Below are 20,700 nucleotides of genomic sequence, written 5' to 3'. Positions count from 1 at the left end.
CGCACGACAGAATGCCCCCTGAGTAACGTCGTTGACGTCACGTCAGGGGGCTTTCGCGGTGCGGGTGGGGGATCAGCTGGCGGGCCGGTACCGCCTCGAACAGCCTCTCGGCCAGGGCGGCATGGGCGAGGTGTGGCGGGCGCACGACACGGCGCTGGAGCGGGCCGTGGCGGTGAAGGTACTGCTGGAGGCGGCCACGAACGACGAGCTGGTCGCCCGCTTCCGGCGCGAGGCCACGATCGGGGCGCGGCTCCAGCACCCCGGCATCACCGTGGTGCACGACGTGGGCCAGGAGGACGGACGGCTCTTCATCGTGGTGACTCCTCCCCCGGACGAATCCGGGGGCTTCCCGCTATGCCGTGTTGGCGGTGCGGCGGACCAGCCCGGCCCGTAGGACGTTGACGGCTCCAACTGTGTCGGCGTGCGCTTGATGGCCACACGAGACGCAGTCGAACTTCTCCTGTGTGGGCCGGTTCTCCGCTGCGATGTGCCCGCATTGGGGGCAGGTTCGGGAGGTGTTGCGGGGGTCCACTGCGATCACTTCCCGTCCGGCGCTTTCAGCCTTGGCGTGCAGGATCGTCAGGAACACCCCCCAACCGGCATCCTTGATCGACTTGTTGAGCCCGGCCTTGGCGGCGGCCCCGTTGGGCAGGAAGGCGCCTTCCCGGGCAGGGTCCGACTTCGGCGCGGGCGACCGGATCATGTTGCGGATCTTCAGGTCTTCGTGCGCGATGAGATCGTGTTCACGCACGAGTGCGAGGGCGGTCTTGTGCGCATGGTCGAGCCGCTGACGACGGACCTTGCCGTGCAGGGCGGCGACCTTCTCGACCGCGCGCCGATGGTTGGCTGTGCGCTTGTCCCGGCGTACTCGCGGGAACCGGGCGAGGGCCTGCTGTGCGGCTTCGAGCCGGGAGGCGGCACGGCGGCCGTGACGCGGGTTGGGGACGTGCACACCGTTCGAGTCGGTGAGGAAGGAAGCAATACCCAGGTCGATGCCGACCACGCTGCCCGTCTCGGGCAGTGGTTCGGGCTGATCCTGCTCGGCGGTGAGGACGACGAACCACTTCCTGCCCTCACGCTTCACCGAGACGGTCTTCACCCGCCCGACCACCGGCCAGTGCTGGTTGACCTTGACGTGCCCGATGCCTTGGAACCGGACGCGGGTGACGGGGTCGTTCGGGGTGGAGTTCCAGCGGCAGCCGTCGCCATCCTTCGGGAAAACCACCGTGTCGAACCAGGACGCGCCGCGAAAGCGCGGGTAACCGGGAGCCTCACCTGCCTTAACCCGGCGGAAGAACGCGGCAAAGGCCTTGTCCAGACGGCGAAGTGTGGCCTGCTGAGAGGAGAACGACCATCCTCCCTGGCTCTCCGGGTCGAACGCCCGGATGCCTTTGAGCTGCGCCGACTGCATCCCGTACCTGACGCTCGTCTTCGAAGCATGCCGCCACGCGTCGCGACGTTCCTGTAACGCCCCGTTGTACAGCGAGCAGTGATCCCGCAGCATCACGCCGAGGGTAACCTCCTGGCCCACGGTGGGCCGCATGAGGAACTTGTACGCACGGATCACCACGGACCACCCCCCTCGAGATCTCTGAATCAACGTAGCGGAGGCCACTGACAACGCGGACCACTTCGCGGACGGCCCGGCCGAGAAGCGGCTCGGCGCCCGCATCGCCACGGCCGTCGCGGCGGCCGATCCCGCCGAGGCCGAACTGAGCCTCGCGCTGATCCAGGACGCCGGACTGCGCGGGGCCGCCACCTACGACATGGTGCTGGCCGTCGCCCCGAACGACTTGGCGGCGGCCCTGCGGCTGTGCGAGCGCATCGGCTCCGCCGGGGGACGGCTGCTGGCACTGTGCCAGGTGGCGCGCGACCGGGCCGAGGCCGGGGACCCGGCGGGCGGGGCCCGGGCGCTGGCGCAGGCCGAGGAGGAGCTGCCCCGGTTCCTGGAGGAGCGGGCGGCCTGGCTGCGCGAGGAGGCCGCGCACCACGCCGAGCAGGGGCAGCTCGCAGCGGCGGAGCGGCTGCGGAGCCAGGCCGCCCGGCTGCTGCGCCACGACCCGCAGGAGGCCGCCGACGAGAAGACCGGCCACGCCCTGGCCTCGCTGGCCTCCGCCCGGGCCCGCGTCGAGCAGGAGGCCCGGCCGCCGCTGGACCCGGCGGTGGCCCGGGAGCGCGCGGGCCGGGCCCGGAACCTGCCGGACGCGGCGGAGCGGGCCCGGGCGCTGGCCCGGATCGCCCGGGAGTGCGTGGCGACGGGCGGGACGCCCTGGCTGGCGGAGGCCGCCGCCGACGCCGGGAGCCCGCCGCCGTCCGGTCCGGCGCTGACGGGTCGCGCCGAAACGACCCGCCGCGGGCCCGCGGCGGCCCCCGGGGAACGGGCGTGGCGCACCGGGGCCCGACCGGCCGACCTGTACGCGGCCGGCGCGCGCATGGTGTGGCGCGAGGGGACCGAGGTGGGCTGCGTGGGGACGGACGCGGGCGTGACCCTGTGGACGGCGTATGCCGACGAGGGCGCGGCCGCGCCGCCGCTGCCGGGAGCCGGGCGGGTGCTGGTGTCCTGCGCGGCGGACGCCGGCACGGTCTACGTCGAGGTGCGGCGGGAGGGCACGCCGGGGGCGCGGCTGCTGGCGCGCGAGCCGCGGGACGGCCGGGTGCGCTGGTGGCGCGACCTGCCCGGCACGCGGCCGCTGCCCGGCACCGAAGGCGCCGGCCTCCCCGCGCCGCGGGCGCTGCTCTGCGTCGGGCCGGTGCTGGTGCACGGGGCGCCGGGGGACCTGACCGCGCTGCGGGCGGCGACGGGCGAGATCCTGTGGCAGCGCCCCGTTCCCGACCCGGCGACGCGCTCCCCCGCCGCGGTGGGCGACTGCCTGGTCCTCGCGGACGATCTGCGACTGCGGGCGCTGCACCTGCCGACCGGCCGACCGGTGTGGTCCTTCCGGCGGTCCCGCCCCACGGCGCGCACGCTGCACGATCCGCGGCTCGCCGGGAGCGGCCTCGTCCACCTCCTGGACGAGGGCGCGCTGCTGGCCCTGGACCAGGGCTCCGGCCGGGAGGTGTGGCGCTCCGCGCCGGGCCCCCTGGCGCAGGGCCTGCTCGTCGAACGCGGCACGGTGTACGCGGCCTCGCACGCGCCGGAGGGCCGGGAGGGCCGGGACAGCCGGGACGGCTGGGACACGGTCCTGGCGCTCGACGCGGCGACGGGCGCGCTGCGCTGGCAGCGCCAGGCGGCCCGGTGCGGCGGGGCGGGGTGCGGGCTCGAACTGCTGGGGCTGCGTCCGCAGGGCCTGTACGTCAAAGTCCCCCAGGGCGGGCGGCGCGGTCTCCTCGGCCGCTCGTCGGACCCGTACGTGGCGGTCCTGGACCCGTTCTCGGGCAGACCGCGCCGGCACTGGGACCACCCGCCGCTGGCCAAGGCCGACGCCCTGCTGATCGGCGACCACCTGGTCCTGTCCCGCCCGGAACTGACGGCGTACGGCCTGCCGTAGCCGGGAGGGCTCCGGGTGCGGGAGGGTTGATCCGCCCATACTCTCCCAAATGTGACTCCGCCGAAAAGCAGGACGCGAAGCAGCACGAAGAGACGCACCACCGCCGGGATACCCGTCCGGACCGGCCTCGCCCTCGCCGCCGGGCTGCTCGCGCTCGGCGGCTGGGCCACGGCCACCGCTCCGGCCGCCCGGGCCGACGATCCGGTCACCCTGTCCCAGCAGGGGCAGATCACCGACCGCGTGGGCGCACTGGGCGACCGCGAGCCCGAGGTCACCGCCGCGCTGGACAGGCTCTACGCCGACCGGAAGGTCCAGCTGTTCGTCACGTACGTGCGCGACTTCTCCGGCCGGTCCGCGCAGAGCTGGGCCGACGCCACCGCCCAGAAGAACGGCCTCGGCCAGAACGACGTCCTGCTGGCCGTCGCCACCGGGGCCCGGCAGTACGCCTATTCGGCCGATGTCGACTCCGGTTTCACCGAGGAGCAGCTGGCGGCGGTCGCGCAGACCGCCATCGAGCCGGCCCTCAAGCAGAACGACTGGGCGGGGGCCGCGATCGGCGCCGCCAACGGCTACGACGCGGTCCTGGGCGGGCTGCCCGTACCGGTGCCGGCCATCGTCCCCGGCGAGGCCGACCCCGGAGGCGCCGCGGCGAGCGGCGGCGAGAGCGGCGCCGGGGACTTCGTCCTCCCGGTGGTGGCGGTCGGCGCGGCCGGCGCCCTCGGGGCGTACGCGTACACCCGCCGCAAGCGCAAGCAGGCGGGCGGCGGCAGCGGCGGCTCGAAGACCACCGGCTGGTCCGGGCAGGGGCCCGCCCCCGTTCCGCTGCCCGAGCTGGACGCCAGGGCCAAGGCCATGCTGGTGGAGACCGACGACGCGATCCGTACCAGTACCGAGGAACTCGGCTTCGCCACCGCGCAGTTCGGCGAGGAGGCGGTGGCGGCCTTCACGCAGGCGGTGGAGTTCGGGAAGGGCGAGCTGACGGCCGCGTTCCGGCTGCGCCAGCAGCTCGACGACGCGTACCCGGAGGACGACGCCACCCGCCGCCGGATGCTCGACGAGATCGTGGCCCGCTGTACGGAGGCGAGCCGGCGGCTCGACGCCGAGACGGCGGACTTCGACCGGCTGCGGGACCTGGAGAAGAACGCCCCACAGGCCCTGGCGACCGTGGAGGCCCACTTCCGCGCCCTGACGGGCCGTACGACCACGGCGGAGGCCACCTTGACGGCGCTCGGCCGCCAGTACGCGGACTCCGCAGCGGCGCCGGTGGCCTCCAACCCCGAACAGGCCAAGGACCGGCTGCTGTTCGCGACGACCAGCCTCGGCGAGGCCCGCGCCGCGATCGACTCCGGGGACAACGGCAAGGCCGCCGTGCACGTCCGGGCGGCCGAGGGCGCCGTGGACCAGGCGGCCACCCTGGTCGACGCGGTGGAGCGGCGCGCGAAGGAGCTGGCGGAGGCGGCCGGGAAGCTGCCGGGCGCGCTGGGCGAGACGGACACGGACCTCGCCGACGCGCGCGGGCTGCTGACCGGCACCACCGAGGGCTCGACCGGCGATCTGCGCGGCCGGATCAGCCGGGCGGAGGCCGTACTGGCCGACGTACGGCAGGAGCAGAGCGCCGGCCGCTACGACCCGATGGACGCGCTGCGCCGCGTGGAGGAGGCCGACGCGGCCCTCGACGAGGCGCTGGCCGGGGCCCGCGAGCGGGAGTCGGGCCGGCAGCGGGCCGCGGCCCTGCTCGACCAGGCCCTGCTGACGGCCCGCAGCGCGATCGGCGCGGCCACGGACTACATCACCACCAGCCGGGGCGCGATCGGCAGCCAGGCCCGCACCCGGCTGGCGGAGGCCCAGCGCCACCTGGAGCGGTCCACGTCCCTGGCGGCCTCGGACCCATCGGGCGCGCTCGCCGAGGCCCAGCAGGCGGACTCGCTCGCGCGCCAGGCGCAGCAGCTGGCCGAGCAGGACGTACGGGGCTACCAGAACCCGTACGGCGGTGGCGGCCGGCAGCAGGGCGGCGGCATGGGCGGCGCGGTGCTCGGCGGGATCATCCTCGGCGAGATCCTCGGCGGCGGCCGCGGCGGGGGCGGCTTCGGCGGCGGGGGCGGAGGCGGCTTCGGCGGCGGTTTCGGCGGGGGCGGCGGACGCGGCCCCGGCTCCTTCGGCGGCGGCGGCACCCGCGGCCGCATGGGCGGCGGCGGCCGCTTCTGACCCACGCGCCCCTTCGCGGGGGCTCCCTTCACCACCGCTCCCCGCGCTCCTCGCTCCCTCCCTTCACCCCCGGCCCCCCGCCCCCCTCCCCCGTTCCAAGGAGACACCGCACATGAGCAAGCAGAGCATCCTCGGCCGCGTCACCCAGCTCGCCAAGGCCAACATCAACTCGCTGCTGGACCAGGCGGAGGATCCGCAGAAGATGCTGGACCAGCTCATCCGCGACTACACGAACAACATCTCCGAGGCGGAGCAGGCCGTCGCCACCACCATCGGCAACCTGCGGATGCTGGAGGCGGACCACAAGGAGGACGTGGACGCGGCGGCGGAGTGGGGCGGCAAGGCCCTCGCGGCGAGCAGGAAGGCCGACGAGCTGCGGACGTCCGGGGCTGCGGCCGACGCCGACAAGTTCGACAACCTCGCGAAGGTCGCGCTCGGCCGCCAGATGCAGTCGGAGAAGGAGGCGGGCACGGCCGCGCCGACGATCGCCGCCCAGACCGAGGTGGTCGACAAGCTGAAGTCGGGCCTGGACTCGATGAAGACCAAGCTGACGGAACTGGCGGCCAAGCGCGACGAGCTGGTCTCGCGGGCCAAGACCGCGCAGGCCCAGAACACGATGATGGACGCGGTCAAGAACATCGACGTGCTCGACCCGACCAGCGACATCGGCCGCTTCGAGGAGAAGGTCCGGCGCGAGGAGGCCATGGCCCTGGGCAAGCAGGAGCTGGCCGCCTCCTCCCTGGACGCGCAGTTCGAGTCCCTGGACGACCTCGGCAAGACCTCGGAGATCGAGGCCCGGCTGGCCGCCCTGAAGTCCGGCAGCCTAAGCAAGCCCTACTAGTGCCGTGACCGGAAAGGTTCACCGTGTCGCGACGCCCGGCACGGCACCTCGCCGCGTTGTCGGACCGAGCCGGTACGTCCAATACGAGGCACGGCCCTCCGCCTTGCGATGCACCGCACCGGACGCCGCGACCCGGCAAACCTTTCCGGCCACGGCACCAGAGCCTTCCCCCGCACCTCCCCGGGCCCGGCCGCGGCCGGCCCGGGGGCGCACTACCCGGCCGCACTCACCCGGCCGCACTCACCCGTACATGCTCAGCAGTTGCTCCGCCGACAGTTCCCCCACCGATTCGGCCACCGCGCCCGGGAGCGGGAGTTCGAACCAGACCGTCTTGCCCCGGTGGGTGCGGCGGGTGCCCCACCCGGCCGACAGCAGGCCGACCAGCTGGAGGCCGCGGCCGCCCTCGTCGGTGTCCCGCGCCCGGCGCCGGCGGGGCTGGACCAGGTTGGCGTCCCAGACCTCGCAGACCAGCGTCCGGTCCAGCAGGAGGCGCAGCCGGATCTCCCCCTCGCCGTACCGCAGGGCGTTCGTGACGAGTTCGCTCACCAGGAGTTCCGTGGTGTCGAGCAGTCCCTCCAGGCCCCACGCGGGCAGCTTCGCCCGGGCCAGCTCGCGGGCCCGGCCCACCGAGCGGGCCTCGCGCGGGAGCTGCCAGTCGCCGACCGCGTCCACCGGGAGGCCCTGGACCCGGGCCATCAGCAGCGCGATGTCGTCCTCGCCGTGCCGGGTCTCCAGGGTGTTCAGGACGTGGTCGCAGACCTCCTCCAGCGGGCGCGAGGGGTCGGCCAGCGCGTCCCGCAGGCCGCGCAGGCCCTCCTCCAGCGGATGGGTCCGGGATTCGACCAGCCCGTCGGTGTAGAGCGCGAGCAGTGCGCCCTCCGGGAGTTCGACCTCGACCTCCTCGAAGGGTTCGCCGCCCACGCCCAGCGGCATCCCGGTCGGTATCTCCAGCAGCAGTCCGGGGCGGGGCGCGGCGCCCTCCTCCACCGGTTCCACCAGCACCGGCGGCATGTGGCCGGCGTTGGCGATGGTGCAGCGGCGGGTGACCGGGTCGTAGACGGCGTAGACGCACGTCGCGAGGTACACCTCGGAGCGGTCGGCGTCCCGGGAGTGCAGTGCGGCCCGGGAGGCCTGCTGGGAGCCGCCGGGTGCGCCGAGGCCCCGGGCGATCTCGTCCAGCGCGGTCAGCACCTCCGCCGGTTCCAGGTCCAGCAGCGCGAGGGTCCGTACGGCGGTCCGCAGTTCGCCCATGGCGACGGCGGCCCGCAGTCCGCGGCCCATGACGTCGCCGACGACCAGCGCCGTACGGTGCCCGGGCAGTTCGATGACGTCGAACCAGTCGCCGCCCACCTCGGTGGCGGCGTTGCCCGGCAGGTAGCGGCAGGCGATGTCGAGGCCGGCGGCCTCCGGGTCGCCCGGGGGCAGCAGGCTGCGCTGGAGTATCAGCGCGCGCTCGTGCTCGCGCCGGTAGAGCCGGGCGTTGTCGATGCACACGGCGGCGCGCGCGGCGAGCTCCACCGCGACCGCCCGGTCGCGTTCGCCGAAGGGCTCGCTGCCCTTGGTGCGGGAGAACTGCGCGAGCCCGACCACCGTGTCGTGGGCGACCAGCGGGACCACGAGCGTGGACTGCACGAGGTCCCCGGACTCGGGTCCGCCGCCCTCCACCAGCCGGGGCCGCGCCGTGCGCAGGGCGAACGCCCCCGGCGAGCCGGCCGGGTACCGGTGCACCTCTCCTACGGAGACCAGCGCGCCCGGACCCGACAGCGGCGCGTCCGACACCGCCGAGGAGAAGGCCACCCGGCGCAGCGGCGCCGAGGGCGCGCGTCCGGGTCCGTAGCCGGGCAGGCTGGGCACGCCCGGGCCCTGGGGGCGGGCGGGGCGGTCGTCGTCGCCGAGCAGCAGCCCCTGGTAGAGGTCGACGGCGGCCAGGTCGCAGAAGCCCGGGACGGTGACGTCGAGGAGTTCGCGGGCGGTGGTCTCCAGGTCGAGGGAGTTGCCGATGCGGTGTCCGGCCTCGTTCAGCAGGGCCAGGTTGCGCCGGACCCCGGCGGCCTCGCGGGCGGCGAGGTGGCGCCGGGTCACGTCGATGCCGATGCCGGCGACTCCGATGGGGCGGCCGGTGCCGCCGTGGACCCGGTAGAGGTTGATGGACCAGTGGCGGTTCTCCCGGCTGCCCGGGGCGGCTCCGGCGATCTGCAGGTCGTTGACGGACTCACCGGTTTCCAGACACCTGCGCAGCGCCTCGGCCATCCGGTCGGCCTCGTGCGCGGGCAGGTAGTCGTGGACGGTGCGGCCGCGGTGCTCCTCGGCGGCGCCGCCGAAGACGGTCGCGAAGCGGCGGTTGGCCCGCTGCACGGTGAGGTCCGTACCGAAGAGCAGGAACCCGAAGGGAGATTGACCGAATATCGCCTGCGAGGCGGCCAGATCGGATTCGATCCGGCGCAGCGCGCGGACGTCGACCACGACGCAGAGCGCGGCCCGCTCGGCGGTTTCGGTCTGGGTCGGCATCACATAGATCTCGGCCACCCCGTGCGCACCGTCGCCGCCGGGGATCCGGAAGGGGATCAGGCCGGTCCATTCCTTGCCGTCGAGGATCTCGGCCACCCTGCGGTGTGCGCCGGCGCGCAGCTCCGGGGGCATGAAGGCGTCGACGGGGTCGCGGCCGACGGCCTCGGCCGCGGTCAGCCCGAAGAGTTCCTCGGCGCGCAGACTCCACTGGTCGATCAGCCCGTCGGGCCCGATCGAGAAGGAAGCGACCTTTATGTAGTCATATATCGAGCCAGGCGGGCTGCTGTGCCACAGGGAGTCGCGCCAGGTCTCCCCCGACGCTCCCCCGGGCACACGGGCCTGATGTGCCTGTACAGGTATCTCGCTCACGCGACCGTCCCCTCCAGCTCACCGCAACCGGACCGGCCATGACCGAAGTATTCAGCACCACGGCGCTCTACGACACGGCCTTCGCGATCACAAAAGGATCCCGTTGTTTTCCGGCCAACCCTTGTGATCGTCGACGGGCCCTCACCTTGTTACTCACCAGGAAGAGCCAATTCGAACCACACGGTCTTGCCCGACTTCCCGTGACGGGTCCCCCAGCGCTGTGCGGAGACGGCCACCAGGTGGAGTCCGCGGCCCCCCTCGTCGTCGGGCTCGGCCACGCGTTCGCGGGGTGGATCCGGAAGCGGATCCGAAACCTCCACGAGAAGTGCCGGACCCGAAGGAGCATCGGCGACGGCCGGATTGCGCCGTACGAGACGGACTCCGATGGGGCCGGAGGCGTACCGCAGGGAGTTGGTGACCAGCTCGCTGACCAGCAGTACGGTGACGTCGCCGACGGAGTCGAGACCCCAGTCGCGCAGCGTGCCGCGCACCGCGTGGCGGGCGGTGCGGACGGCACCCGGTTCGGCGGGAAAGGCCCATTCGGCGCATTCACCGTCTGTGTCGATCACGCCGATCACTTCCCGGGCCGGCTGGCGACCCCAGTCCGGTTCGACAGGGAGAACAGAGCCTCGCGTACAACTGCAAGATAGGGATTAATAGCGACATACCCGATATTCGGGGCGTCGTACCACTCGGTCCCCCACGGACCGGCGCACTGTGGCGCAGACGGACTAGCGCGTGCGCGTCACGCGCCCCGGCGGACGCCGTCACGGACGCCGTCACGGGCTTCGGCGCTCAGCCGGCGGCCCGCCTCGGCGACGGCCGGACGGTCCTGGTCGAGCCAGTCCACCGAATCCAGCTCCTCGGGCCCGAGCCAGCGCAGCTCGTCGTGGTCCTCCAGCGGGAGCGGATCGCCCGAGAGCAGCCGGGCCGTCCACACGTGCAGGACGAGGCCGGGCTTCAGCGGCCACTCCCCCGGGATCCGCTCCAGCGGCTCGGCCTCCACGCCGAGCTCCTCGCGCAGCTCGCGCACGAGCGCCTCGGGTACGGACTCACCCGGCTCGGCCTTGCCGCCGGGAAGCTCCCAGCGGCCGGCGAGCTCGGGGGGCGCGCTCCGGCGGGCGGCCAGCAGGCGCCCCTCATGACAAAGGGCTCCGCCCACGACCACTCGTACAGTCATGGACGGAGCCTATGGCAGCGGCGACGGTGCGCCGCACTGCTCAGTTCCTCGTGCCGGTCCGGCCGGCGGTGCTGTCCTGGCCGAGCCGCTCGATCCAGTAGAGCTGCTTGTGCCCTCTGCTCTCGAGGCTGTCGGCGACCTTCTGGGCCTCGGCCCGGGTGGCGTACCGGCCCACCCGGTAGCGGTTGCCGTTGTCGTCCTCACGTATGACCAGCCACGGGAGCAGGGCACCGCTGTCGTTCATCGCGTTTCACCCTCCGCCGACGTACCTGCCCGGGAAACCGCATTGCGCATATGCCCGAGCCTACGCCCGACCTTTACTCAGCGGATACGGTTTTTCACGAAGAGGTACCTCGCAGGCGTACGCATCCGGCCATGCGTACGAGTGGGCCGTGCGCGCCGGTTCAGACCCCGCGCACGGTCGGCAGCGGCAGGATCACGGCGCCGCCCGGGTTCGCCTTGCGGCAGACGTCCCCGCAGGTCGCGTCGAGGGAGCAGCAGAGCGAGCAGATCGCGCCGGAGACGACGGGGCAGTCGGCGATGTCCGGGAGCTCGTACGCGGACTCGCAGACGGAACAGAGGTGCTTGAATCCTCCCTGCCCTGAAGGGCGGGGATTCCTGGCTCACGTCGGCTGTGGACCTGCGGTCCGTCAGCTCTTACACGATCGGCACCAGCCGGGTTGAGACCAGCCCGGACCAGCATCACGCGGGCGGAGTTCTTGTCCCTGGGGGACACGGCTCCGCACGCGGTGCAGGCGTAGGTACGTTCCGAGAGAGGTAGTGCGTGCTTGGTTCTCGCTCCGCACCGTGCGCAGTCCATGGTGGTGTGCGCGGGATGAACAAGGTGCACGACGCGCCCGTGCTTGCGGGCCATGGCGATCAGCTCACGCTTGGTCGCGGAGATCGCCGCGTCGGCCGCTTTGCACGCCATGGTCGACTTGGCGAGGAACTTCGGCCGGAAGTCCTCCACCGCCAAGGCGTCGTGGTCGCGGACCACGGACTTCGCCCACTTACGGCCGGTGTCCTGGCGCTGCCGGGCCACCTTCTTGTACAGCTTCGCCGTCAACTTCTTCGCCGCCCGGTAGCCCCTCGAACCAGGCTTGCCCTTCACGGGCTTCCGGCGGGCCATCATCCGCTGGTAGCGGGCCAGCCCGGCGGCCGTCTTCTTGCCGTGCTCGGCGTGGGGGAGGTCGTGGGCGTCGCTGGTGGTGGTCGCGGTCTCCTTCACACCCCAGTCGATCCCGATCACCGCACCCGTCTCCGGGAGCGGCTGCACCTCGGTGGGGACCACGAAGGAGGCGTACCAGTGACCGAGGCTGTCACGGTAGATCCTCACCGACGACGGGTCCGCCGGGAGGCCGCGGGACCACACCACCGTCAGGATGATGCCGCCCACAAGGTGCAGGCGGCCGCCCTTGATCCGGAAGCTTCGCCGGCTGTAGTTGAGACTCGGGCCAGCCGCGTGCTTCTTCTTGTACTTCGGCATTCCCGCGCGCTGCCGCATCGGCAGGCGTGCCTTGATGTCCTTCAAGGCTTTGGCGCGGGACTTTCCGAAGTCCCGAATCAGCTGCTGCTGCGGAACGCTGCTGCCGTCACTCAACCAAGTGTTGTGGTTGCGGGCCTCGGTCAGCATCTTGTCCAGCCGGGCCGGCCCGCACTTCTCGTCCTCGGCATGGGCCTTCTTCGACCGGGCGCAGCATTCGTTCCAGATCCACCGGCACCGGTCCCACTCACCCGACAGCTTGGCGAGCGCTGTGGACGACACGCGAAGCCGGTAGGTGAACCGGGCATACCCGGCACCATCCGCGGAGGCCGTTGTCGTCATAAACCGACCGTAGCGACGCACCATTCGCTTCTCTGCTCGGATTCTCCGACGATCCCCCGAACGAGTGACCGCGCTCGCGAGGAGCCGGCCACGGTCCTGGCCGCCACCACACCGGCTACCTCACCGGCAGGTGGTACGCCAGGCGGTAGCGGTCGGCCGGGACGATGACGTCGGCGGTTTCCACGGCGCGGCCGGACGCGAAGTACGTGCGGCCGATCACCAGGACCACGTGCCCCGGCACCCCGCCGAGCTGCATGTTCTCCTCCGCCAGGCCCGGTCGCGCTCCGACCTCCTCGACCACGTTGTCGACGACCACGTCGATGGCCGCCATCCGGTCCACGACCCCCGCGCCTCCGAGCGGTCCCTCCTCCGGCAGCATCACCGGCGTCCGCCCGGTCACCGTCAGCGGCTCCCAGGAGGTCGACAGCATCATCGCCTCGCCGGCGTCGCGGTACACGTACCGCGTCCGCATCACCCGCTCGCCCGGCTCGATGCCGAGCCGTTTCGCGATGTCCTCCGGGGCGGCGGCCTGTTCGCTGCTGGAGTCCCAGGTGCCGCGCGCGCCCGCCTCCGCCTGCTCCTGCCGGAAGGGGGTCGAGATCCCGCCGGTGCGGTAGCCGGAGCGGGCGACGCGCCGCGGGACGGGTTGTTCGCGTACGTACGTGCCGGATCCGGACCGGCCCTCGACCAGGCCCTCCGCCATGAGGACCTTGCGCGCCTCCAGTGCCACCGTGTCGGAGACCCCGTACTCCTCGCGGATCCGGGCCTGGGAAGGGAGCCGGGCGTGCGGAGGCAGGGACCCGTCGACGATCTTCCGTCGCAGATCCCCAGCGACGCGCAGATAGGCCGGTTGCTCGCCGAAAGTCACAGGCCACTCCCATCAGGTTGACAGACAGCTACAGCCTGGCAACCGACGGTTGTCCCCCGCAAGCAAGGGCCAGAGTTTCACCCGAAGTGATGAAGCCTGGTCACTCAAACCCACGCGTCACAGCAGCACCATTCAGGCCGCCGCCCGCTCCACGGACGGCCCGGCCGAGGCGTCGCCCTGCGGCTCCTCCAGCCACTCCGGCACCGTCGTCGACAGACCGTACGCCCCGCGCAGCGCCTTCTCCGTCGCCACGGGCAACTCCGCGAGCGCCCGGTCCCAGGCCCGCACGAAGCCGTCCCCGGTCTTCGCCTCCGAGGCCCGCCGCCACTCCTGCCGCGCCGCCTCCACGCGTTCGCGCTGCACTCCCGCCGGCCCGGCCACCCGCGGCCGCGCCGACGCCCCGGCGAGCATCCGCGACTCCGCGGCCAGCACCCCGTCCATCTCCCGCGCCCAGGCCCGGTACTCCTCCAGCGCCTCGTCCACCTCCGCGTCGGGCGCGTGGCCCAGTGCCAGATCGGCGGCGTTCATCGCGCGCAGGAAGGCCACCTGGTCCGGTGCCAGCACCCCGGCATCCTTGCGCAGACTGCCCCGCTGCTCCTGCTCCGCCGTGCCGATCACGCAGACGAGCAGCCGGTCCCCGCCCTCCCACCGCTCGCGCGAGGGCGCGAAGTAGAACATCTCCGCGTACGGGGGCAGCGCCCAGGTGTCCATCGCGTACGCGTCCTGCGCCCGCCAGCAGGCCTCGGCCGACGACTGCTTCAGCTCCTCCTCGCCCGGGAACCGCGATCCGCCCAGCGCCCGCGCGAGGGTGACCTCGGCGTCGTGGACCCGCGCACAGGCGATCCGGTACACGAAGGGGTTCTCGTCGAGCAGGTCCCCGCCGGGGACGTTGAAGCAGGTGCCGACGGCCAGTTCGCCGATGTCGGTCAGCTCGCCCTCGACGTCCTCGTAGGGCTCGGCCGCGCCCATCGCGCGGGCCCGCGCGGAGAAGGTGTCCGCGGCCCGCTCCGCAGCGAGGACCAGGACCCCGGACAGCAGGACCGACACCACCAGGCCGAGGACGGCGAGCACCTTGCCCCGCTCGCCCTTCTTCCTGATCTGCGTGAGGGCCACGATCCCGAAGACGATCCCGAGGGGCGGGAAGCAGAGCAGCCCCACCAGCAGGGAGGCGAGCGCGAAGCCGTTGAGCGGGGGCGGCCCGTACGCGTATCCCTGCGGGGGCGGGGCGGGCCACTGGTAGGGGGGCTGGGTGCTCACGGGGCTCCAGGAAGGGGGCGAACGAATGCGCGAATAGTACGCAGCGGGGGCGACCGCCGAAACGGTCGCCCCCGCCTGTTCCTCGCGTCCCTACCGCCCGTGCGTCAGAACTGCAGCGCCCAGGAGTCGATCTTGCCGGTGTCGACGTTCGCGTTGTCGTTGACCCGGAGCTTCCACACGCCGTTGGCCACCTCGGAGGAGGCGTTGACCGCGACCGTCTTGATGATGTTGTCCGCGCTGCCGCCGGTGCGGTTGTGCAGGTTGTACAGGGTGCCGTCGGGGGCGACGAGGTCGACCTTCAGGTCACCGATGTAGGTGTGCTTGATGTCGACCGAGACGCTCAGCGTGGCCGGGGCGTTGCCGGAGATCCCGCTGACGGTGAGCGGCGAGTCGACGGTGGCGTTGTCGGCGATCGCGTAGTCGTTCAGGTTCTCGAAGCGGGTGCCCGGGTTGGGCGGGGTGGTACCGGTGCCGACGCGGAGCAGGCGGTTCGGGGAGCCGGTGCCGGGGCTGGTCACCACGTTCGGGGTCGAGGCGGCGACGAGGCCCGCGGAGATCTGGGCCGGGGTGCTGCCCGGGTTGTCCGCGAGGTAGAGGGCGGCCGCGCCCGCGACGTGCGGAGAGGCCATCGACGTGCCCGAGATGGTGTTGGTGGCCGTGTCGCCCGTGCCCCACGTGGAGGTGATCGAGGAGCCCGGCGCGAAGAGGTCCAGTACGGTGCCGAAGTTGGAGTAGCTGGCCTTGGCGTCCGTGTTGGTGGTGGCGCCCACCGTGATCGCCTCGGCGACGCGCGCCGGGGACTTGGTGGAGGCGTTGGCCGTCTCGTTGCCCGCCGCGACGGCGTAGGTGATGCCGCTGGCTATGGAGTTGCGCACGGCGGTGTCCAGCGCGGTGTCCGCGCCGCCGCCCAGCGACATGTTCGCCACGGCCGGCTTGACGGCGTTCGCGGTCACCCAGTCGATGCCCGCGACGACCTGGGCCGTCGTGCCCGAGCCCTGGTTGTTGAGCACGCGCACGCCGACGATCTTCGCCTTCTTGGCCACGCCGTAGGCGGTGCCCGCGACGGTCCCGGCGACGTGCGTGCCGTGGCCGTGACCGTCCTGGGCGGTGTTGTCGTTGTCGATGGCGTCGTAGCCGTCGGCGGCGCGGCCGCCGAAGTCCTGGTGGGTCTTGCGGACGCCCGTGTCGATGATGTACGCCGTCACGCCCTCCCCGGCCTTGTCCGGGTAGGTGTAGCTCTGGTTCAGCGGGAGGGCCGCCTGGTCGATGCGGTCCAGGCCCCAGGACGGCGGGTTCGGCTGGGTGGCGTCGACGGTGAACACCCGGTTCTGCACGACGGACTTGACGGCGGGGTCCGCGGCGAGCTTCCTGGCCTGCGCCTCGGAGACCTCGACCGAGTAGCCGTTGAGGGCGGCGCTGTAGGTCCGGTCGATCCGCGCGCCGTACCGCTTGGCCACGGCCTTGCCGCTGGCGGCGGTGGAGCGGGCGGCGGAGTCGTTCAGGGTCACGATGTAGCTGCCGGAGACGGTTCCCTCGGCGCCTGCGTTCTCGATGACGCCCTGCGGGGCGCTCGGGGCCGCCGAAGCGGGTAAGGCGAGGGCTGCTCCGAGGGCGAGGGCCAGGGTGGCGGTCGCTCCGATGCCGGCGATCTTCCGGCGGGTGTGACGCGTCGCGGACATGTGAGGGGTCCTCCTCATAGGTGGTGCGCTGCGGGGGGTGCGCGGCCGGTGGGCGCTGCCGTCAGGGCATGGTTTTTAGGCATGCCCATGTCAATCAACTCGGCCCAACGATGCGCCGCTGACGAAAGGTTGACCCACGGAGTCGCTCCACCACAAGAGGACAACGAACGCGTAACATCCGTGCCACACCTCAGCCATGAACGAGCAAAGGCTCCCCGCACATGACGCACGCACTACCCGGCTACGTCTGCGCCGAAGACGGCACCCGCGCCGACGCGCGGACGGCCCCCTGGTGCTGCCCGGTGTGCGGGGGCCCGTGGGACCTCGACTTCGCCCCCGACCCGGACGCCGTGCTGGATCCGGCGGCCGGACCCCACTCGCTCTGGCGCTACGGCCCCGCACTGCCGCTCACCGGGGCCTTCGCGGTCACCCTGGCGGAGGGGAACACCCCGCTGGTGCCGCTGTCGGAGCGGGTGCACGCCAAGCTCGACTTCCTCATGCCCACGCTGTCCTTCAAGGACCGCGGCGCGGTGATGCTCGCGGAGGTCGCGCGCTGGCTGGGACCGGAGCGGGTGGTGGCCGACAGCAGCGGCAACGCCGGGACGGCCTTCGCGGCCTACTGCGCACGGGCCGGGCTGAACTGCGAGGTCTTCGTGCCGGAGGGCACCTCCGCGAAGAAGACGGAGCAGATGCGCGCGCACGGCGCGACGGTGACGGTGGTGCCGGGCGGCCGCGAGGCGGCGGCGGTGGCGGCCCGCGAAGCCGCCGACCTGCCGGGGGTGTTCTACGCCAGCCACGTCTTCAACCCGTACTTCCTGCACGGCACCAAGACGTACGTCTACGAGATCTGGGAGGCGCTGGGCGGCCACCTCCCGGAGGTGATCGTCGTCCCGGTCGGCAACGGCACGCTGCTGCTCGGGGCCGCGCTGGCGGTGGAGGAGCTGGCCCGCCGCGGGGTCCGCCCGCCGACGCTGATCGCCGTCCAGTCGGCGGCCGTCGCCCCGCTGGCCTCCGCCTTCCGCGCGGGCGCCGAGGACGCCGGAGCCGTACCCCAACTCCCCACCCTGGCCGAGGGGATCGCGATCCCGGCTCCGCCCCGGGCCCGCCAGATCCTGGCGGCCGTCCGGAAGTCCGGCGGGACCTTCCTGACCGTCACCGACGACCGCATCCGGGCGGCCCAGCTCGACCTGGCCCGGCGCGGGCTCTTCGTGGAACCCACGGCCGCCGCCTGCTGGGCCGCGGTCGGGCCCACCGCCCCCGAGGACCCGCTCCAGGGCCGCACCGCCGTCGTCCCGCTCTGCGGCGCGGGCGCCAAGACGGGCCTGGCGGCGCCGGCGGCCTGACCGGGCGGCCCCACGGGGCAGCCCCACGGGGGCAGCCCCACGCGGTCGGCCCCACGCGGTCGGCCCGCCGCCGGGCCGACCGTGGCCCGGCGGACACCCGCGCCCGGAGCGCCGCGCTCCGGGGACCCCCCGATGGATGCAGGGGCCAACGACATAGGCTCCGCGTCATGCGCACCCCCTCGGCCCGTGTCTGGTTCGCCCTCTCCCTCGTCTACGTAGTCTGGGGTTCGACCTACCTCGGCATCCGCATCGTGGTCGAGACCATGCCCCCGTTCCTCTCCGCCGGGGCCCGCTTCATCACCGCCGGGCTCCTCCTGGCCGGCCTCGTCGCCTGGCGCGACGGCCCGGCCGCCCTCAGGGCCACCCGGTCCCAGGTGGGCGCCGCCGTGCTGGTCGGGCTGCTGCTGGTGCTCGGCGGCAACGGCCTCGTCGTCCTCGCCGAGACCTCGATACCCTCCGGGCTCGCCGCCCTCCTGGTGGCCGCCGTGCCGATGTGGCTGGTCGTCCTGCGCGCCGGCTCCGGAGACCGCCCCTCGCCCCGCACCGTGGCCGGGGTGCTGCTGGGGCTGGCCGGGCTCGCCGTCCTGACCAGCCCGGGGCTCGGCGGGGAGATCGCGCTCGGCGGGGTCCTCCTGGTGCTGGCCGCCTCGGTGTGCTGGTCGCTCGGCTCCTTCTCGGGCTCGAAGCTGACCCTGCCCGCGAACCCCTTCACCGGCAGCGCCTACCAGATGCTCGCGGGCGGGACCGGCGGGATCCTCGTCGGCCTGTGCCGCGGCGAACAGCACGGGCTGGACCTCACCTCGTACTCCACCGCGTCCTGGCTGGCCCTCGGCTACCTCGTACTGTTCGGCTCGCTCGTCGGCTTCACCGCGTACGTGTGGCTGCTGCGCGCGGCTCCGCTCTCGCTCGTGGCCACGTATGCCTACGTGAATCCGGTCGTGGCCGTCGCACTGGGCTGGCTCATCCTCGACGAGGCCCTGACCTGGCCGCTCCTGCTCGGCGGCGCGATCGTCGTGGCGGCGGTGTGCGTGATCGTCAGCACCGAGCGCCGCCCCGATCCGAAAGAGCGAGATCCGGAAGAGACGGCTTAGGCCGTCGGCTTTGCCGCCCGCTCGTAGAGGGCCTTCGCGCGGTCGTCGAACAGCGCGGCCGTGGAGTCCACGTCGGTGTCGCCGCCGCTCAGCACCCCGATGAGCTGCCCCGGCCGCCCCGGCCCGCCCCGGTCGGCGATCCACGGGCTGCCGCTCGTGCCCGTCCAGAACCCCGAGCAGTTGATGTAGAGCATGGCGGGGTCGTCCTCGTCGTGCCGGCTCTGCGTCGTACAGGCGACGGGCTTGTTCTCGGGGTTGTGCTCGGACTCCGGATAGCCGACGACGGTCACCTCGCGTTCGTAGCCGGAGGTCCAGACGGGCTTCGGGGCCTCCCCGCGTCCGACGACCTCCTGCAGGCTGCGCCCGTCCGCGTCCGGTTCGACGCTGAGGAAGGCGAAGTCGGCGGTGTCCTCGCCCCACTTCGTCCAGCGCTCGTCGACCTGGACGGAGCGCACCTTCCACACCCCGAGCGGCTGCTTCCCGGAGCCCTCCCCGGAGAAGGCGGGGGCGAAGGCGAGCTCGCCGATGGCGAGCCCGTCGTGCGCGGCCTCGCCCGGCCGCCCGTCCTCGCCGGCGGGGGCCACGCAGTGCGCGGCGGTGGCGACGACGTTGCCCCGCGGGCTGTCGACGACGCTGGCCGTGCACCAGTGCTCGCCGCCCGCCATGAGGACGCCGACGGTGGGGAAGGCGAGCGCGCCGTGGTCCTCGTAGCCGCCGGGGTCCCTGAGGAACACCACGGCGAGCAGCGCGGCGGCCCCGGCGAGGGCGGCCGAGCCGATCCCGATCCCCTTGAGGCCGGGGCTCACCGCGGGACGGCGGCGCCGCTCGCGCCGCCGCTCGGGGCCGGCCGGGGCTTCGGGGTGGGTGCGGACATCACCTTGCTGATCCACTCCAGTGCGCCCTCCCTCATCCCGCGTACGTAGGACTTCCCGTTGTGCTCACCATCCTGGATCACCTGCAGCGTGGTGTGCACGGGACCCCTGCCGTAGTCCTTCATGAACCGCTCGGCCTTCTCCCGGCCGGATTCGCGGGTGCCGATCTGGAAGTTCACGTAGACGTCCGGGCCGCCCGCGGCGATCAGCTTCGCGGCGAGCTTCTCGGGGTTGTCCCCGTCCATGGCCTGCTTGTTCCCCTTCCACAGCGGGGAGTCGGGGACGATGTCGACCCCGCTCGCGATGGCCGCCTTGAAGCGGTCGGGGTGCTTCAGGACGTGCTTGAAGGCACCGAATCCGCCCGCCGAGGAGCCCATGAAGGCCCAGCCGTCGCGGGAGGTGAAGGTCCGGAAATTGGCCTTCGTGAAATCCGGGACGTCTTCGACCATCCAGGTGCCCATCTTGGGCTCTCCGGGGATGTCCGAGGCGTCGAAGTGGTGCTTGGTGTCGGCGTTGTGCACCGGCATGACCAGGATGAAGGGCAGGCTCTTGCCGGACTTCGCCCCGTCGCTCACGGCCTGCTGGAGGCCGAGGCCGGGGCCCGTGCCCCAGTAGTTCGTGGGGTAGCCGCGGCCGCCGGGCAGGGAGATCAGGACCGGGAAGGCGCTGTCGGCGTAGGCCGGATCGTCGTACTCCTTCGGCACCCACACCCATACGTCGCCGGTGAACCCGGACTTCTTGCCGGTCAGGGTGGTCTTGGCGATCTGGGTGCCGTCGGGCAGCCGGGAGGTCCGGACGAACGGGGCCTTCGGCCCGGTCGGCATCCGTACGCCCGGCGCGGACGCGGTGTCGGAGGCGGCGGAGGCGGCGGAGTCTGCGGAAGGGGGCCTCCCGAAGGAGACGGGATCGCCTATGTCGGAGAAGAGGCCGAACTGGTACGCGGCCCCGCCGCCCGCCAGGAGGGCGAGCCCGAGGCCCCCGCCGATCAGGATCCGGCGGAGCCGGCGCCGGGGGCGGCGGGCCCCGGTCGCGGGGGCGCCTTCGTTCGCGGGCGCGCCCTCGGTCGTGACGGGGGCCTCCCCGGTGGGAGTGGCGGCCCTGTCACCCTGCAGGTCTTGGTGCACGGATCGTTCCCGTTCCTTCTCCGGCGCCCCTGGGAGCGCGGGCTGGACCG

16 protein-coding genes and 2 pseudogenes are annotated in these 20,700 nt (G+C 73.0%); 6 read left to right on the top strand and 12 right to left on the bottom strand.

The window, feature by feature from the left end:
- Nucleotides 1-64: 64 nt before the first annotated feature.
- The gene (locus ACIQV3_RS12720; protein ID WP_403712420.1) at nt 65-394 is read left to right on the top strand and encodes a protein kinase; all 330 of its coding nucleotides are present in this window, start codon (nt 65-67) and stop codon (nt 392-394) included.
- Here ACIQV3_RS12720 and ACIQV3_RS12715 read toward each other — a convergent pair.
- On the bottom strand, nt 353-1,567 hold the full coding sequence (locus ACIQV3_RS12715; protein WP_403712604.1) for an RNA-guided endonuclease InsQ/TnpB family protein: 1,215 nt from the start codon (nt 1,565-1,567) through the stop codon (nt 353-355). The genes ACIQV3_RS12720 and ACIQV3_RS12715 overlap by 42 nt on opposite strands.
- Before the next feature lie 199 nt (nt 1,568-1,766).
- Between ACIQV3_RS12715 and ACIQV3_RS12710 the strand changes: the two genes are divergently transcribed.
- The 3 genes from ACIQV3_RS12710 (at nt 1,767) to ACIQV3_RS12700 (ending at nt 6,534) form a co-directional block, all read left to right on the top strand.
- The gene (locus tag ACIQV3_RS12710; RefSeq protein ID WP_403712419.1) at nt 1,767-3,488 is read left to right on the top strand and encodes a PQQ-binding-like beta-propeller repeat protein; all 1,722 of its coding nucleotides are present in this window, start codon (nt 1,767-1,769) and stop codon (nt 3,486-3,488) included.
- A gap of 51 nt (nt 3,489-3,539) precedes the next feature.
- Entirely contained in the window at nt 3,540-5,693 is a 2,154-nt protein-coding gene (locus ACIQV3_RS12705; protein ID WP_403712418.1) for a TPM domain-containing protein, read from the top strand.
- Between the two features lie 112 nt (nt 5,694-5,805).
- On the top strand, nt 5,806-6,534 hold the full coding sequence (locus ACIQV3_RS12700; protein WP_403712417.1) for a PspA/IM30 family protein: 729 nt from the start codon (nt 5,806-5,808) through the stop codon (nt 6,532-6,534).
- 240 nt (nt 6,535-6,774) lie between these two features.
- Here ACIQV3_RS12700 and ACIQV3_RS12695 read toward each other — a convergent pair whose 3' ends face one another.
- The 9 genes and pseudogenes from ACIQV3_RS12695 to ACIQV3_RS12655 form a co-directional block, all read right to left on the bottom strand.
- Nucleotides 6,775-9,336: a SpoIIE family protein phosphatase gene (locus tag ACIQV3_RS12695; protein WP_403712603.1), complete on the bottom strand. Its 2,562-nt coding sequence runs from the start codon at nt 9,334-9,336 to the stop codon at nt 6,775-6,777.
- A 224-nt stretch (nt 9,337-9,560) separates the two neighbouring features.
- A complete protein-coding gene (locus ACIQV3_RS12690; protein WP_327304782.1) occupies nt 9,561-9,989 on the bottom strand; it encodes an ATP-binding protein in 429 nt (142 codons plus the stop codon).
- A gap of 167 nt (nt 9,990-10,156) precedes the next feature.
- Nucleotides 10,157-10,591, bottom strand: a complete 435-nt coding sequence (locus tag ACIQV3_RS12685; RefSeq protein WP_403712416.1) for a (deoxy)nucleoside triphosphate pyrophosphohydrolase — start codon at nt 10,589-10,591, stop codon at nt 10,157-10,159.
- A gap of 40 nt (nt 10,592-10,631) precedes the next feature.
- Nucleotides 10,632-10,835, bottom strand: a complete 204-nt coding sequence (locus tag ACIQV3_RS12680) for an SPOR domain-containing protein (RefSeq protein WP_403712415.1) — start codon at nt 10,833-10,835, stop codon at nt 10,632-10,634.
- Between the two features lie 160 nt (nt 10,836-10,995).
- A pseudogene (locus tag ACIQV3_RS12675) lies at nt 10,996-11,175 on the bottom strand (hypothetical protein); the annotation flags it as partial.
- A gap of 53 nt (nt 11,176-11,228) precedes the next feature.
- Nucleotides 11,229-12,416: pseudogene (locus tag ACIQV3_RS12670) on the bottom strand (RNA-guided endonuclease InsQ/TnpB family protein); the annotation flags it as partial.
- Between the two features lie 115 nt (nt 12,417-12,531).
- On the bottom strand, nt 12,532-13,284 hold the full coding sequence (locus ACIQV3_RS12665) for a GntR family transcriptional regulator (RefSeq protein WP_403712414.1): 753 nt from the start codon (nt 13,282-13,284) through the stop codon (nt 12,532-12,534).
- A gap of 132 nt (nt 13,285-13,416) precedes the next feature.
- Entirely contained in the window at nt 13,417-14,541 is a 1,125-nt protein-coding gene (locus tag ACIQV3_RS12660; protein ID WP_403712413.1) for a DUF4190 domain-containing protein, read from the bottom strand.
- Between the two features lie 104 nt (nt 14,542-14,645).
- Nucleotides 14,646-16,220, bottom strand: a complete 1,575-nt coding sequence (locus ACIQV3_RS12655; protein WP_403712412.1) for a S8 family peptidase — start codon at nt 16,218-16,220, stop codon at nt 14,646-14,648.
- 221 nt (nt 16,221-16,441) lie between these two features.
- Between ACIQV3_RS12655 and ACIQV3_RS12650 the strand changes: the two genes are divergently transcribed.
- Both ACIQV3_RS12650 and ACIQV3_RS12645 read left to right on the top strand, forming a co-directional pair.
- Nucleotides 16,442-17,563 carry a pyridoxal-phosphate dependent enzyme gene (locus ACIQV3_RS12650; RefSeq protein WP_403712411.1) on the top strand — a complete coding sequence of 374 codons (1,122 nt, stop codon included), beginning with the start codon at nt 16,442-16,444 and terminating at the stop codon, nt 17,561-17,563.
- A 167-nt stretch (nt 17,564-17,730) separates the two neighbouring features.
- Nucleotides 17,731-18,654 carry an EamA family transporter gene (locus tag ACIQV3_RS12645; RefSeq protein ID WP_403712410.1) on the top strand — a complete coding sequence of 308 codons (924 nt, stop codon included), beginning with the start codon at nt 17,731-17,733 and terminating at the stop codon, nt 18,652-18,654.
- Here the strand turns inward: ACIQV3_RS12645 and ACIQV3_RS12640 are convergent.
- Both ACIQV3_RS12640 and ACIQV3_RS12635 read right to left on the bottom strand, forming a co-directional pair.
- Nucleotides 18,651-19,460, bottom strand: coding sequence for a trypsin-like serine peptidase (locus tag ACIQV3_RS12640; protein WP_403712409.1), 810 nt, complete (start codon nt 19,458-19,460; stop codon nt 18,651-18,653). The genes ACIQV3_RS12645 and ACIQV3_RS12640 overlap by 4 nt on opposite strands.
- A complete protein-coding gene (locus tag ACIQV3_RS12635; protein WP_403712602.1) occupies nt 19,457-20,518 on the bottom strand; it encodes an alpha/beta hydrolase in 1,062 nt (353 codons plus the stop codon). Before ACIQV3_RS12635 ends, ACIQV3_RS12640 begins: the two co-directional genes overlap by 4 nt.
- Nucleotides 20,519-20,700: the final 182 nt, after the last annotated feature.

This window comes from Streptomyces sp. NPDC099050 (assembly GCF_044759865.1).
Taxonomy (GTDB): domain Bacteria; phylum Actinomycetota; class Actinomycetes; order Streptomycetales; family Streptomycetaceae; genus Streptomyces.
The sequence above is the reverse complement of the archived record's forward strand: the minus strand, read 5'-3'. Positions and strand labels throughout refer to the sequence as shown.

Excerpts from the sequence above, each read along its gene's own strand:
- ACIQV3_RS12700 (WP_403712417.1), top strand. The coding sequence starts at position 5,806 with ATGAGCAAGCAGAGCATCCTCGGCCGCGTCACCCAGCTCGCCAAGGCC.
- ACIQV3_RS12710 (WP_403712419.1), top strand. The coding sequence starts at position 1,767 with ATGGTGCTGGCCGTCGCCCCGAACGACTTGGCGGCGGCCCTGCGGCTG.
- ACIQV3_RS12655 (WP_403712412.1), bottom strand. The coding sequence starts at position 16,220 with ATGTCCGCGACGCGTCACACCCGCCGGAAGATCGCCGGCATCGGAGCG.
- ACIQV3_RS12645 (WP_403712410.1), top strand. The coding sequence starts at position 17,731 with ATGCGCACCCCCTCGGCCCGTGTCTGGTTCGCCCTCTCCCTCGTCTAC.
- ACIQV3_RS12685 (WP_403712416.1), bottom strand. The coding sequence starts at position 10,591 with ATGACTGTACGAGTGGTCGTGGGCGGAGCCCTTTGTCATGAGGGGCGC.
- ACIQV3_RS12680 (WP_403712415.1), bottom strand. The coding sequence starts at position 10,835 with ATGAACGACAGCGGTGCCCTGCTCCCGTGGCTGGTCATACGTGAGGAC.
- ACIQV3_RS12650 (WP_403712411.1), top strand. The coding sequence starts at position 16,442 with ATGACGCACGCACTACCCGGCTACGTCTGCGCCGAAGACGGCACCCGC.